Consider the following 14,850-nt stretch of genomic DNA (forward strand, 5'->3'; position numbering starts at 1 on the left):
CAGGCACGCGTTTTCGCCCCGTCCCCCCTGGGGTGGCGTGTCCTCTCCCATCACTGTCGAGGGCAGGCACGGCCGATGCGACTGATCCAGCTGCGGGACGATTCGGGCAACACGCGTGTGGGCGTCGTCGATGCCGACGGCGGCCAGGTACGGGTGCTCGACGCCCCGCACAGCGTGTACGCGCTGGCGAGCGCGGCGATCGCCGCCGGCCGCGGCCTCGATGAGGAAGCCGCCGCGGCGCCCGGCGCCACCCGGCTCGACTACGCCACCTTGCTGCGCGAGCGCCGGGTGCTCAGCCCCCTGCACCATCCGGACCCGGCGCACTGCCTGGTCACCGGCACCGGCCTGACCCACCTGGGCAGCGCCGCAGCCCGCGACGCCATGCACCAGAACCTGCAGCAGCAGGCCCAGGCCGGCACCCTGACCGACTCCATGCGCATGTTCCAGTGGGGCGTGGAGGGCGGCATCCCGGCACCGGGCACCGCGGGCGCGCAGCCGGAATGGTTCTACAAGGGCGACGGCGCGATCGTGGCCGCGCCGGGCGCGGAACTGGAATCGCCGGACTTCGCCCTGGACGGCGGCGAGGAGCCGGAACTGGTCGGGCTGTACCTGATCGGTCCCGACGGCACCCCGCACCGGCTCGGCTTCGCCATCGGCAACGAGTTCTCCGACCACGTCACCGAGCGCCAGAACTACCTGTACCTGGCCCACTCCAAGCTGCGCGCCTGCGCGATCGGCCCGGAGCTGCGCACCGGCGCCTTGCCGGCCGACCTGCGCGGGACCAGCCGCCTGCGCCGCGATGGTGCGGTGGTGTGGGAGAAGCCCTTCGTCACCGGCGAGGCCAACATGTGCCATTCGCTGGAGAACCTGGAATACCACCACTTCAAGTACCCCGCGCACCGGCGCCCGGGCGACGTCCACCTGCACTTCTTCGGCACCGCCACCCTCAGCTTCGCCGACGGCGTGCGCGCGCAGCCGGGCGACGTGTTCGAGATCGCGCTGCCGGAATTGGGCGCGCCGCTGGCCAATCCGCTGCGCACGGTCGCCGCGGGTTTCGCCGCCGGTGGGGTGCGCGCGCTGTGACCGCGGCGCGACCGCAACAGGCAACAGGAGAACCATCGTGAGCGAACCGCGCTTCAGCAGTCTCATCGCCGGCCAGTGGGTCGAGGGCGACGGCGGCCACGCCGACGAGAATCCGTCCGACCTGGCCAGCCCGGTCGGCCTTTACGGCACGCTCGACGCCGCGCGCGCCGCGCAGGCGGTGGACGCGGCGGCCGCGGCCGCGCCGAAGTGGGCGCTGTCCAACCCGCAGCAGCGCGCCGACATCCTCGACGCGGTCGGCAGCGAGATCCTCGCCCGCAAGGAGGAACTGGGCCGGCTGCTGGCGCGCGAGGAGGGCAAGACCCTGGCCGAGAGCATCGGCGAAGCCGCCCGCGCCGGGCAGATCTTCAAGTTCTTCGCCGGCGAGGCCCTGCGCATCCCCGGCGAGAAGCTGGCCTCGACCCGGCCGGGCGTGGACGTGGAGATCACCCGCGAGCCGGTCGGCACGGTCGGCATCATCGCGCCCTGGAACTTCCCACTGGCGATCCCGGCCTGGAAGATCGCCCCGGCCCTGGCCTACGGCAATACCGTGGTGTTCAAGCCGGCCGAGATCGTGCCCGGCTGCGCCTGGGCGATCGCCGAGATCCTCTCCCGCGCCGGCCTGCCGGAGGGCGTGTTCAACATGGTCCTGGGCAGCGGCCGCACCGTCGGCCAGGCGATGATCGAACACAAGGGCCTGGATGCGCTGACCTTCACCGGCTCGGTGCCCACCGGCCACGCCCTGTTGAAGCAGGCCGCCGCGCGCGCGCTCAAGGTGCAGATGGAGATGGGCGGCAAGAACCCGCTGGTGGTGCTGGCTGACGCCGACCTGGACAAGGCGGTGGAATGCGCGGTCAACGGCGCGTTCTTCTCCACAGGCCAGCGCTGCACCGCCTCCAGCCGGCTGATCGTGGAGAACGCGGTGTACGACGCGTTCGTGGCCAAGATGCAGGCGCGGCTGGCCAAGGTGAAGGTCGGCGATCCTTTGGAGCCAGGCGTGGACATCGGCCCGGTCGCCAGCCAGGCGCAGCTGGATACCGACCTGGGCTACATCCGGGCCGGCCACGACGATGGCGGCGAACTGCTGGCTGGCGGCGAACGCGTGGAGTGGAAGACCCGGGGCCACTTCCTGGCACCGACCCTGTTCGCGGCCAGGCCCACGGACCGGATCGCGCGCGAGGAGATCTTCGGCCCGGTGGCGGCGGTGCTGCGCGCCGACGACTACGACCACGCGCTGGCGCTGGCCAACGATACCGAGTTCGGCCTGTGCGCCGGCATCTGCACCACCTCGCTCAGGCACGCCACCCACTTCAAGCGCCACGCCCAGGCGGGCATGGTGATGGTCAACCTGCCGACCGCAGGCGTGGACCCGCACGTGCCGTTCGGCGGGCGCAAGGCGTCCAGCTATGGTCCGCGCGAGCAGGGCCGCTACGCGGTGGAGTTCTACACCACGGTCAAGACCGCCTACACCGCGGCCTGAGGCCGCATCCGCGGCTGCCGTGCGCTGGAGGGCGTGCGGTAGCCTGCCCGCGAAGGGCGGCGGATCCACAACGAATCGGGAGGGAGCGATGAACAGGTTTCTTGCGACGGCGGCGTTCTGTGCGATGGCGCTGGCCGCGTGCTCGGGCGGCGGCGGCGAAGGTGGCCAGGCCGCGGGCGGCGACGCGATCACCGTCGGCTTCAGCCAGGTCGGCGCCGAGAGCGAATGGCGCACCGCCAACACCCGCTCGGTGAAGGAGGCGCTGGCCGCGCCGGAGTTCCGGCTGAAGTTCTCCGACGCCCAACAGAAGCAGGAGAACCAGATCAAGGCCCTGCGCAGCTTCGTCGCCCAGAAGGTGGACGTGATCGCGTTCTCGCCGGTGGTCGAGTCCGGCTGGGAGACGGTGCTGCGCGAGGCCAAGGCCGCCGGCATCCCGGTGGTGCTGACCGACCGCGCGGTCAAGGTCTCGGACGAGTCGCTGTACGCCACCCTGATCGGCTCGGACTTCGTCGAGGAGGGCCGGCGCGCGGCGCGCTGGCTGATCGACGACAGCCAGGGAACGGCCGGCCCGATTCGGGTGGCCGAACTGCAGGGCACGGTCGGCTCGGCCCCAGCCAACGACCGCATGCGCGGGTTCAAGGAAGTGATCGAAGGCGACAGCCGCTTCCAGGTCGTGCGCTCGCAGAGCGGCGACTTCACCCGGGCCAAGGGCAAGGAAGTGATGGAGGCCTTCCTCAAGGCCGAGAACAACAGGATCGACGTGCTGTTCGCGCACAACGACGACATGGCCATCGGCGCGATCCAGGCGATCGAGGAGGCCGGACTGAAGCCGGGCCAGGACATCCGCATCGTCTCCATCGACGGCGTGCGCGGCGCGTTCGAGGCGATGAAGGCCGGCAAGCTCAACGCCACGGTCGAGTGCAATCCGCTGCTCGGCGCGCAGCTGGCGCAGCTGGTGCGCGATGTGCATGCCGGCAGGGAGGTGCCGAAGCGGGTGATGGTCGAGGAGGGCGTGTTCACCCGCGACCAGGCGGCGGCGGAACTGCCGAACCGCAGGTACTGAGCGGCGTGCAGCTTCGCCCTCATCCGCCCTTCGGGCACCTTCTCCCGGCGGGAGAAGGAACGACATGCTTTCCCTTCTCCCGCCGGGAGAAGGTGGCGCGCAGCGCCGGATGAGGGCCGGGCCATGAGCGATGCCATCCTCCGCGCCGAAGGCCTGCGCAAGCGCTACGGCGCCACCCTGGCCCTGGACGGCGCCGCGCTGGAACTGCGCGCGGGCGAGATCCACGCCCTGATGGGCCAGAACGGGGCCGGCAAGTCGACCCTGATCAAGCTGCTCACCGGGGTGGAGACGCCCGACGCCGGCGCCATCGCGCTGGACGGCCGCGCCATCGCACCGGCCACGCCGCTGCAGGCGCAGCAGGCGGGAATCAGCACGGTCTACCAGGAAGTGAACCTGTGCCCGAACCTGTCGGTGGCCGAGAACCTGTACGCCGGCCGCTACCCGCGCACCCGGCTCGGCCTGGTCGACTGGAAGCAGGTGCGCGCAGGCGCCCGCGCCCTGCTGCGCGAACTGGACCTGGACCTCGACGTGGACCTGCCGCTGGCCGGCTTCCCGGTGGCGGTGCAGCAGATGGTGGCGATCGCAAGGGCATTGGGCGTATCGGCGCGGGTGCTGATCCTGGACGAGCCGACCTCCAGCCTGGACGAGGACGAGGTGCAGGCGCTGTTCGCGGTGATGCGGCGGCTGCGCGGGCGCGGCATGGCGATCCTGTTCGTCACCCACTTCCTCGACCAGGTCTATGCGGTGTCCGACCGGATCACCGTGCTGCGCAACGGTGCCCTGGTCGGCGAATACCTGCCGGCGCAGCTGCCGCAGGCGGCGCTGGTGGCGGCGATGGTCGGGCGCGAGGTGGCGCTGGCCGCCGGGCGCGGCGCGGCATCGCAAGCGCGCGACGATGCGCCGGTGGTGGTCGAGGCCCGGGGCCTGGCCCGTCGCGGCAGCCTGCAGCCGGTGGACCTGCAGCTGCGCGCCGGCGAGGTGCTGGCCCTGGGCGGGCTTCTCGGCTCCGGCCGCACCGAGCTGGCGCGGCTGCTGTTCGGCCTGGACCGGAGCGACCGCGGCGAGCTGCGGATCGGCGGGGAGGCGGTGGACCTGAGGCATCCGGCGCAGGCGATCGCCCGCGGCCTGGCCCTGTGCCCGGAGGAGCGCAAGACCGAAGGCATCGTCGCCGGCCTGTCGGTGCGCGAGAACATCGTGCTGGCCCTGCAGGCCCGGCGCGGCTGGTGGCGCGCCTTGCCGCGCGCACGCCAGGGCCAGCTGGCGCGGCAGTACGTGCGGCTGCTGGGGATCAAGGCCGGCGACATCGAGACGCCGGCCGGCGCGCTGTCCGGCGGCAACCAGCAGAAGGTGGTGCTGGCGCGCTGGCTGGCGACCGCGCCGAAGCTGCTTATCCTGGACGAACCGACCCGCGGCATCGACATCGCCGCCAAGCAGGAAATCATGGCCGAAGTGGTGCGCCTGGCGCGCGAGGGCATGGCGGTGCTGTTCGTGTCCGCCGAGATCGAGGAGCTGACCCGGCTGGGCGACCGGATCGCGGTCATGCGCGAGCGGCGCAAGGCCGGCGAGCTGCCCGGCGGCAGCGATGGCCAGCAGGTGCTGGACCTGATCGCGGGGCACGGCTGATGGCCGCCGCCGACGACGCTCCGCGACAGGCGGCGCAGCGGCCTTCGCTGCCGCGGCGGCTGTTCGCCCATCCGCTGTTCTGGCCGGTGCTGGCGCTGGCCCTTCTGCTGCTCGGCAACGGCCTGCTCAATCCCGGCTTTCTCGCCCTGCAATGGCGCGATGGCCACCTCTACGGCAACCTGGTCGACATCGCCAACCGCGCCGCGCCGCTGGTGCTGGTGTCGCTGGGCATGACCCTGGTGATCGCGGTGCGCGGCCTGGACATCTCGGTCGGCGCGGTGCTGGCGATTGCCGCCACGGTCGCGGCCTGGACCCTGGGCCGGGTGCAGGGCAATGGGGGCGAGAGCCTGGCGCCGCTGTTCGCCGCGATCGCCGCCGCACTCGGCGCGGCCCTGCTGTGCGGACTGTGGAACGGCCTGCTGGTGGTGAAGCTGGGCCTGCAGCCGATCATCGCCACCCTGGTGCTGATGGTCGCCGGCCGTGGCATCGCCCAGCTGCTCAGCGACGGCCAGATCCTGACCATCTACCACGCGCCCTATGCCTTCCTCGGCGGCGGCTTCCTGCTCGGCCTGCCGTTCGCGGTGTTCGTGGCCGCGGCGGTGTTCGCGGCGTTGAAGCTGCTGCTTGACCGCACCGCGCTGGGCCTGTTCGTCAGCGCGATCGGCCACAACCCGGTGGCCGCGCACGTGGCCGGGGTGCGGGCGCGGGCGATCACCCTGGCTGCGTACGTGTTCTGCGCCTTCAGCGCCGGCCTCGCCGGGCTGCTGGTCAGCTCCAACGTCGCCAGCGCCGACGCCAACAACGCCGGCCAGCTGCTGGAATTGGACGCGATCCTGGCGGTGGCCCTGGGCGGGACCTCGCTGGCCGGAGGCCGCTACAGCCTGGCCGGCAGCCTGGTCGGCGCGCTGATCATCCAGACCCTGACCACCACCATCTACGCGATCGGCGTGCCGCCGCAGGTCAACCTGGTGGTCAAGGCAGTGCTGGTGCTGGCGGTGCTTTTGCTGCAGTCGCCGGAGTTCCGCGCCCGGGCACGGGCGTTGGTACTGCGGCCGGCGGCCAGGGAAGGCGCATGAGCGGTGCCGTCGCCACGGCGCGGCCAGCGCCGGCCCGCCGCCGGCCCTGGCGCGACCCGCGCCGGCTGGCGCTGGCGGTGACCATCGCCCTGTTCGTGGCCATGTCCGCCGCCGGCGGGGTGCTGTACGAGGGCTTCCTGTCGCCGCAGGTATTCCTCAACCTGTTCATCGACAACGCCTTCCTGCTGGTGGTGGCGGTGGGCATGACCTTCGTGATCCTGACCGGCGGGATCGACCTGTCGGTGGGCGCGGTGATCGCCTTCAGCACGGTGCTGCTGGCGGCGCTGGTCGAGCGCCACGGCTGGCATCCGCTGCCGGCGATCGCCGTGGTCCTGGCGCTGGGCACCGGCTTCGGCGCGCTGATGGGGACGCTGATCCAGCGCTACCGGCTGCAGCCGTTCGTGGTCACGCTCGCGGGCATGTTCCTGGCCCGCGGCGCGGCCACCCTGGTGAGCGTGGACTCGATCGACATCGCCCATCCCTTCCACGTCGCGGTAGCCAACTGGCGGCTGCCGCTGGGCGGCGGCGCTTCGCTCTCGGCCGGGGCGCTGGTCGCGCTGGCGGTGGTGGCGGCCGGGGCGGTGCTGGCGGGCATGACCCGCTTCGGCCGCAGCGTGTACGCGATCGGCGGCAGCGAGCATTCGGCCCTGCTGATGGGCCTGCCAGTGACTTCGGTGCTGGTGCGGGTATACGCGCTGAGCGGCTTCTGCTCGGCCCTGGCCGGGGTGCTGTACACGTTCTACATGCTCAGCGGCTACAGCCTGCACGCCAGCGGCCTGGAGCTGGACGCGATCGCCGCGGTGGTGATCGGCGGCACCCTGCTGGCCGGCGGCCAGGGCTACGTCATCGGTACCGTGTTCGGGGTGCTGATCCTGGGCCTGATCCAGACCCTGATCGCCTTCGACGGCACCCTCAGCTCGTGGTGGACGAAGATCGCCATCGGCGCCCTGCTGCTGGCGTTCTGCCTGCTGCAGCGGCTGCTTGCCCGGGTGCGGACAGCGTGAGCGCGCGCATGGTCGTCGCGCGCCTGCTGCTGGCCACCCTGCCGGCCTGGGGGCCGGTGCAGGCCCTGGCAGCGGCCACGACCTGGATGGCCGACAACGGCAACGGCACCTACACCAACCCCCTGTTCCACGATGAGTTCTCCGATCCGGACATCATCCGGGTCGGCGACTGGTTCTACATGACCGGTACCACCATGCACGCGGTGCCGGGCCTGCCGGTGCTGCGGTCGCGCGACCTGGTGAACTGGCAGTTCCTGGTCTACGCAATGCCCGACTTCCCGGCGGGCCCGGAGTACCGGCTGGAGCAGGGCCTGGACGTCTACGGCCAGGGCATCTGGGCGCCGAGCCTGCGCTACCACGACGGCGTGTTCCATATCTTCGCCAACATCAACGGGCGCGGGCTGCAGGTGTTGCGGGCCACCAATCCTGCCGGACCGTGGACGCGCACCGCGATGGACCGCAACCTTCACGACCTGTCGGTGCTGTTCGACGATGACGGCCGGGTCTGGGCGGTGTTCGACTACAACGAAGTACGCCTGGTCGAACTCGAGCCAGACCTGAGCGGCGTGGTCCAGGGCAGCGAGCGGGTGATCATCCCGGCCGGCAACGGCATGGGCGAGGGCCATCACTTCTACAAGGTGGACGGGCGCTATTACATCATCAGCGCCAACTACGCGCCGGTGGGGCGGATGCAGGCCGCTCGCGCCGAGCGCCTGGACGGTCCCTGGGAGACGGTGGCCATCAGCGCCAGCGAGACCTCGGGCACCCAGCGCGGCTGGTGGGAAGATGGCGTGGGCCAGCGCACGCCGGTGCCCACCGGCGCCACCGCGTTCTCGATGCACAAGCCCGGGCCCAACGAGATGGGGGCGGTGCCGCTGCACCAGGGCGGGATCGTCCAGCTCCCGAACGGCGACTGGTGGGGCTTCTCGATGATGGACCTCAAGTCCGTCGGCCGCACCACCTTCCTCTCGCCGGTGACCTGGCACCAGGGCTGGCCGTATTTCGGCATCGCTGGAAACCTCGGCCGCAGCCCGCGTACCTGGTTCAAGCCGGACGTGGGCGTGGCGACCGGCCCGCACGCCACCTACGTGCGCAGCGACGATTTCTCCGGCCCGCGGCTGGCGGCGGTGTGGCAGTGGAACCATGAGCCGGTGCCCGGGAAGTGGTCGCTGGCCGACAAGCCAGGCTCGCTGCGCCTGCACGCGCTGCCGGCGCGCGACTTCCTGTGGGCGCGCAACACCCTGACCCAGCGCGTGATCGGGCCCGAATCCGTGGCCACGGCCGTGCTCGATCCATCGGGCATGCGGCCTGGCGACATCGCCGGCCTGGGCTTGCTGAACATGCCCGCGGCCTGGCTGGGCGTGGTCCGCGGCGCGGACGGCGCGGTGCTGCGCTGGTATGCCCAGCACGGCGACCGGCGGGTCGAGGTGTCTTTGCCGCCGGGCAGGCTGCACCTGCGCGCCAGCGGCGACTACGAGGACGATCTGGCGCGCTTTTCCTACAGCCTGGACGGGGAGCATTACCAGGCCATCGGCGAGCCGGTGCGCCTGCCCTACCAGCTCAAGACCTTCCAGGGCACGCGCTATGCGCTGTTCGCCTTCAGCACCACCGGCGGTGAAGGCGGCCATGCCGATTTCGAGGACTTCCGCGTGGACGAGCCGCTGGCCGACCGCTCGCGCAACATTCCCTTCGGTCAGGTGGTTTCGCTTTCCAATCTCGGCGACGGCAGCGTGGCGCGGGCGCATCCGCTGGGCGTGCTGCAGCCGGTGGCGGCCGGATCGGCCGAGGCGACGGCAGTGGGGGCGCGCTTCCGGGTCCACGATCGGGGCCGCGGCCGGGTCGCGCTGGAGGCGCTGGACGGCAGCGGCTTCCTGACCGTGGTCGGGATCGGCCTGTCGGCCGACGTGCGCCTGCTGCCGGAGTCGGTCGACAGCCTGTTCGTGTGGCAGGACCTGCTGCGCGGGAAATGCATGCTGCTGTCGCTGAAGACCGGTCGCTACCTGGGCATCGTTCCCGGCAGCGGTGAACCATACGCCGCCGACCGGCCCGGCGCCCACCCCGATCGTCGCGACGGCAGCGTACTGCGATGGACGGTCGCTCCCTGACGACCGACGCCCGGCCGCATTCAACGGGGATGCGCCGCGACTGCCTATAATCGCCGTGCAACCCGGCGCGTTCGTGCCTGCGCCCGCTCTCCCACGGGGTATGGATTTGTCCGACGACATCACCCGACTGCTGCATTCCTGGCGAGCCGGCGACCTGCAGGCGCGCGAATCCCTGTTCGACGCGGTCTACGCGATGCTGCGCGACATGGCCGCCTCGCGCCTGGGATCGCCGCGCGACGACCTGACCCTGCGCCCGACCTCGCTGGTCCACGAGGCGCTGCTGCGCATGCTCGGCCGCGACGTCGGCTTCGCCGACCGCGCCCACTTCTTCGCCCTGGTGGCGCTGAAGATGCGCGCGGTGCTGGTGGACTACGCGCGCTCGCACGTGGCGGCCAAGCGCGGCGGCGGCGCGGTCAACGTCACCCTGTCACACGTGGACGCCGGCGGCGTCCACCGCGAGGACATCGGCGACTACGACGTGCTGGCCCTGCACCAGGCGCTGGAGCGGCTCAGCGGCTACGACGAGCGCGCCGGCCGCGCGGTCGAGCTGGCCTACTTCGGCGGCATGTCGCACGAGGAGATCGCCACGGTGCTGGAGGTCTCCGTGCCCACGGTGGATCGCGACCTGCGCTTCGCCAAGGCCTGGCTCAACCGCCAGCTCACCTGACGGCCGGCATCATGGGGGGAAGGGGATGGACGACGACCGCTGGCAGCAACTGCGCGAACTGTTCGATGCGGTCTGCGACCTGCCGCCCGACGCCTGGCGCGGCGAGCTGGAGCGCCTGACCCAGGACCCGGAGCTGCTGCGCGAGACCCTGGACCTGCTGCAGGCGCAGACCTCGACCCTGGAGCGCGCACGGGCGCCGCTGGACGGTCTGCTGGCGCGCATCGCCGGGCCGGAACTGCAGCCGGGCGACACCCTCGGCCCATGGCGGCTGACCGAGCGCCTGGCCTCCGGCGGCATGGGCGTGGTCTACGCCGCCGAGCGCGCCGACGACCTCTACGCGCGCAAGGTCGCGGTCAAGCTCCTGCGCGGCCTGGCCGACCCGCGCACCGCCCAGCGCCTGGCCGAGGAACGGCGGATCCTGGCCAGCCTGCAGCATCCCAACATCGCCCGCCTGTACGACGGCGGCACCACCGCCGCCGGGCTGCCGTACCTGGTGATGGAGTTCGTCGACGGCCAGCCGCTGGACGCCTACTGCCGCGCCCGCGCGCTGGACCTGCGCCAGCGCCTGGCGCTGTTCGTGCGCATCTGCCGCGCCGTCCAGGCCGCGCATGCGCGCCTGGTGGTCCACTGCGACCTCAAGCCCGGCAACATCCTGGTCCGCGCCGACGGCGAGCCGGTGCTGCTGGACTTCGGCATCTCCCGCCTGCTGGACGAGGGCGGCGAGGGCGAGCGCCTGGTGTTCTGCACTCCCGCCTACGCCGCGCCGGAGACCCTGGCCGGCGAGCCGGTCGGCATGGCCAGCGATGTGTTCAGCCTCGGCGTCCTGCTGCTGGAGCTGCTGGCCGACCGCAACGTCGAGCGCGGCGCCGACGACCGCGCCCGGCCGTTGCCTGCGCCCAGCCAGTGGGCAGCGCCGGCTTGTCACTGGCGCGCGCGCCTGCGCGGCGACCCGGACGCGATCGTGGCCCGGGCCTGCGCGCTGGATGCCGCGGCCCGCTACGCCTCGGTCGACGCCCTGGCCAACGACGTCCAGCGCTACCTCGACCACCGCGCGGTGGCGGCCCGCCAGGGCGGACGGCTGTACCGGCTCGGGCGCGTCCTGCGCCGGCACTGGCAGGCGGCTTCGGTGGCGGTGCTGGTGCTGGGCCTGAGCATCGGCTTCGTCTGGCGACTGGGGGAGGAGCGCGCACGGGCGCAGGAGGAAGCGCAGGTGGCCGAGCAGGTCGGCCAGTTCATGCTGCAGGCGTTCGAGGCCGCCGACCCGCGCAAGCGCGGCAAGGGCGAGGCGGAGGCGACCGCGCGCGAGGTGCTGGATGCGGGCGCGGCGCGGATCGACACGGAACTGGCGGGTTCGCCGGCGATGCGCGCACGGGTCCAGCATGTGATCGGCCAGGCCTACATGAACGTCGGCCAGAGCCAGCGGGGCGAGGAATTGCTGCGGGTGGCGGCCGAGTCGCTGCTGACGCCGGAGGTGGACCGGCCGCTGGAGGCGGTGGCTGCGCTGAACGAGCTGGCGGTGATCCTGGCCAACGGAAGACGCGGCGAGGAGGCCGAACAGGTGGCGCGCAGGGCGCTGGCCGTGGTGGAAACGCAACCGCCAGGCGAGGAAGCATCGATCATGCGCGCCCGGGCGTTTAACTCGCTGGGCCTGGCGCTGATGAACCAGGAACGCTTCCAGCCGGCGCTCGACGCGTTCGAGGAGTCGTTGCGCCTGCGCCAGGGCACGCCCGACTGGATGCGTCGACGGGCCGTGGTCATGAACAACATCGGGCTGCTCTACCGCCGCTGGGACAAGCTGGAGCAGGCGCAGGAACTGCTGGAGCAGACGCTGGCCCTGCGGGCCGAGCTGGAGGGGGCGGAGTCTTCCGGCGTCTGGCATGCCCGCCATGCGCTGGCGATGACGATGTTCGAGCAGGGCCACCTGCGCGAGGCCGAAACCCTGCACAAGCAGAACCTGGCGCTGGCGCTGAAGCTGTTCGGCGACAACAGCGACAACACCGCCACGGTCTACAACGAACTGGCCGGCATCAGCCAGGACCTGGGCGACTACCGCGCCGCGAGCGCCTACTACGGCCGTGCACTGGAGATCGAAGGCCGGGTGCTGGGCGAGGACAGCGCCGACTACGCGGTCACCCTCAACAACTTCGCCAGCCTGGAGGAGTCGCGCGGCAACGCGGAAGGAGCGCTGCAGATGTACCGGCGCTCCCTGGAGGTGCGCAAGGCCGTGCTGGGGCCCGACAACGGCGCCACCCTGCGCGCGGAGGCCAACCTGGGCCGGGCGCTGATGCGCCAGGGCGAACTGGCCGCGGCCGAGCCGCTGATCGGCCACGCCCTGGAAGTCTGGTCCTCGCGGCTGGAGCCCGACGCCAGGGACGTGCTGATCACCCGCCTGGGCGTGGCCGAGTGGCAGATCCGCAGCCGACGCTTCGCCGCCGCGCATGCCGCATTGGACGAGTTGGAGCCTTTGCTGGCCGGCAAGCCGCCGCAGCTGGCGTTCCGGCGCCAGTCGCTGCTGGCCGAGCTGCTGCAGCGCGAGGGCAAGGCCGCGGAGGCGGTGCAGGCCTGGCAGCAGGCAGTGGCCATGGCCGAGGCCCAGTACGGTAGCGACACGATTTCCACCGCACGCCATCGCGTGCCGCTGGCCGAGGTCCTGCTGGAGGCCGGCCGCCCGGCGCAGGCGCGCGAGCAGGTCCGTCGCGCCGCGCCCTTGCTGCGCGAGCAGCTGGTGCCGGAATCGGAACTGCCGCTGCGGCTGGCGCGGCTGGAGTCGCGGCTGGGTGCGGGCTGAGTAGACTCAGACTTCCAGCGACGCCAGGTCGCCCTTGGTTTCCAGCCATGCCTTGCGGTCGCCCGCCCGCTTCTTCGCCAGCAGCATGTCCATCAGCGAACGCGTCTGCTCGCCGTCGTCCACGGTCAGCTGGACCAGGCGGCGGGTGTCGGGATGGATCGCCGACTCGCGCAGCTGCTGCGGGTTCATCTCGCCCAGGCCCTTGAAGCGGGTGACGTTGACCTGACCCTTGATTTTGTCGCGGGCGATCTTCTCCAGCAAAAGCCGCTTCTCCTCCTCGTCCAGGGCGTAGAACACCTGCTTGCCCACGTCCACGCGGAACAGCGGCGGCATCGCCACGAACACGTGGCCGGCGGCGACCAGCGCCGGGAAGTGGCGCAGGAACAGCGCCGACAGCAGGGTGGCGATGTGCAGGCCGTCGGAGTCGGCGTCGGCCAGGATCACCACCTTGCCGTAGCGCAGGCCGGAGATGTCGTCCTTGCCCGGGTCGCAGCCGATGGCCACCGCCAGGTTGTGCACTTCCTCCGACGCCAGCACGGTGCCGCTGGCCACTTCCCAGGTGTTGAGGATCTTGCCGCGCAGCGGCAGGATCGCCTGGAAGTCCTTGTCGCGCGCCTGCTTGGCGCTGCCGCCGGCGGAGTCGCCCTCGACCAGGAACAGCTCGGTGCGCGACAGGTCCTGGCTGATGCAGTCGGCCAGCTTGCCCGGCAGGGCCGGGCCCTGGGTGACCTTCTTGCGCACCACCTGCTTCTCGGTCTTCAGCCGCGCGCTGGCGCGCTCGATCGCGAGCTGCGCGATCCGCTCGCCCAGTTCCACGTGCTGGTTGAGCCACAGGCTGAAGGCGTCGTGGGCGGCGCCCTCGATGAAGCCGGCGGCCTGGCGCGAACTCAGCCGCTCCTTGGTCTGGCCGCTGAACTGCGGGTCGGTCATCTTCAGCGAAAGCACGAAGGCGACCCGGTCCCAGACGTCCTCCGGCGCCAGCTTGACCCCGCGCGGCAGCAGGTTGCGGAAGTCGCAGAACTCGCGCAGGGCGTCGGTCAGGCCCGAGCGCAGGCCGTTGACGTGGGTGCCGTGCTGGGCGGTCGGGATCAGGTTGACGTAGCTCTCCTGCACAAGCTCGCCCTCGGGGATCCAGGCCACGGCCCAGTCCACCACCTCGGTGTCCTTCTTCAGCGCGCCGCTGAACAGCTCCGGCGGCAGCAGCTCGCGCCCGGCCAGTTCGCCCTTCAGGTAGTCGCGCAGGCCGTCCTCGAAATGCCAGCGGTCGCGCTCGCCGCTGGCCTCGTCGAACAGGGTCACGGTCAGGCCCGGGCACAGCACCGCCTTGGCCCGCAAAAGGTGGCGCAGGGCGCGCACGGCGAACTTCGGGCTGTCGAAATACTTCGGGTCCGCCCAGAAGCGCACCCGGGTGCCGGTGTTCTTCTTGCCGACCGTGCCGACCACTTCCAGCGGGGTGGCGCGGTCGCCGTTGCGGAAGGTGATCCGGTGCTCGGCGCCCTCGCGCTTGATGTGGACCTCGACCAGGGTCGACAAGGCGTTGACCACGCTCACGCCCACGCCGTGCAGGCCGCCGGAGAAGGTGTAGTTCTTGTTGCTGAACTTGCCGCCGGCGTGCAGGCGGGTGAGGATCAGTTCCACGCCCGGGATCTTCTCCTCCGGGTGGATGTCCACCGGCATGCCGCGGCCGTCGTCGGACACCTCGCAGCTGCCGTCCCTGTACAGGGTCACCTCGATTGATCTGGCATGGCCGGCCAGGGCCTCGTCCACCGCGTTGTCGATCACTTCCTGGGCCAGGTGGTTGGGCCGGGTCGTGTCGGTGTACATGCCCGGACGGCGCTTGACCGGGTCCAGGCCGGAGAGGACTTCGATGTCGGCGGCGTTGTAGCGGCTGCTCATGGACTCGTTGCGGTGCTGCAGGAAGCGGCCCGGAAGTGTGCGGCCTGGCCCCGGTTTTTGCACCCCTG

Annotated in this window: 10 protein-coding genes; 9 read left to right on the forward strand and 1 reads right to left on the reverse strand. The window is 71.5% G+C overall.

Annotated features, from left to right (window positions below):
- Positions 1-75 precede the first annotated feature (75 nt).
- The 9 genes from araD1 (at position 76) to CSC62_RS05650 (ending at position 12,886) form a co-directional block, all read left to right on the forward strand.
- Positions 76-1,083, forward strand: coding sequence for an AraD1 family protein (gene araD1 / locus CSC62_RS05610; RefSeq protein WP_162405186.1), 1,008 nt, complete (start codon positions 76-78; stop codon positions 1,081-1,083).
- Positions 1,084-1,120: 37 nt separating this feature from the next.
- A complete protein-coding gene (locus CSC62_RS05615) occupies positions 1,121-2,560 on the forward strand; it encodes an aldehyde dehydrogenase family protein (RefSeq protein WP_162405187.1) in 1,440 nt (479 codons plus the stop codon).
- Between the two features lie 88 nt (positions 2,561-2,648).
- On the forward strand, positions 2,649-3,623 hold the full coding sequence (locus CSC62_RS05620) for an ABC transporter substrate-binding protein (RefSeq protein WP_162405188.1): 975 nt from the start codon (positions 2,649-2,651) through the stop codon (positions 3,621-3,623).
- A gap of 123 nt (positions 3,624-3,746) precedes the next feature.
- Complete coding sequence (locus CSC62_RS05625) at positions 3,747-5,246, forward strand: sugar ABC transporter ATP-binding protein (protein WP_162405189.1); 1,500 nt, start codon at positions 3,747-3,749, stop codon at positions 5,244-5,246.
- Entirely contained in the window at positions 5,246-6,322 is a 1,077-nt protein-coding gene (locus tag CSC62_RS05630) for an ABC transporter permease (protein WP_162405190.1), read from the forward strand. Before CSC62_RS05625 ends, CSC62_RS05630 begins: the two co-directional genes overlap by 1 nt.
- Entirely contained in the window at positions 6,319-7,326 is a 1,008-nt protein-coding gene (gene yjfF / locus CSC62_RS05635) for a galactofuranose ABC transporter, permease protein YjfF (RefSeq protein ID WP_162405191.1), read from the forward strand. The genes CSC62_RS05630 and yjfF overlap by 4 nt, the downstream gene beginning before the upstream one ends.
- Positions 7,323-9,431, forward strand: a complete 2,109-nt coding sequence (locus CSC62_RS05640) for a glycoside hydrolase family 43 protein (protein ID WP_246194216.1) — start codon at positions 7,323-7,325, stop codon at positions 9,429-9,431. Before yjfF ends, CSC62_RS05640 begins: the two co-directional genes overlap by 4 nt.
- A 100-nt stretch (positions 9,432-9,531) precedes the next feature.
- Entirely contained in the window at positions 9,532-10,098 is a 567-nt protein-coding gene (locus tag CSC62_RS05645) for an ECF-type sigma factor (protein WP_162405192.1), read from the forward strand.
- A 25-nt stretch (positions 10,099-10,123) separates the two neighbouring features.
- Positions 10,124-12,886 carry a serine/threonine-protein kinase gene (locus CSC62_RS05650; protein ID WP_162405193.1) on the forward strand — a complete coding sequence of 921 codons (2,763 nt, stop codon included), beginning with the start codon at positions 10,124-10,126 and terminating at the stop codon, positions 12,884-12,886.
- Positions 12,887-12,892: 6 nt separating this feature from the next.
- On the opposite strand, the gene parE is transcribed toward CSC62_RS05650, so the two are convergent.
- Positions 12,893-14,782 (reverse strand): DNA topoisomerase IV subunit B, encoded by a 1,890-nt coding sequence (parE, locus tag CSC62_RS05655; protein ID WP_162405194.1) that lies wholly within the window; start codon positions 14,780-14,782, stop codon positions 12,893-12,895.
- Positions 14,783-14,850 lie beyond the last annotated feature (68 nt).

The organism is Pseudoxanthomonas jiangsuensis (assembly GCF_010093185.1).
Taxonomy (GTDB): Bacteria; Pseudomonadota; Gammaproteobacteria; order Xanthomonadales; family Xanthomonadaceae; genus Pseudoxanthomonas; species Pseudoxanthomonas jiangsuensis.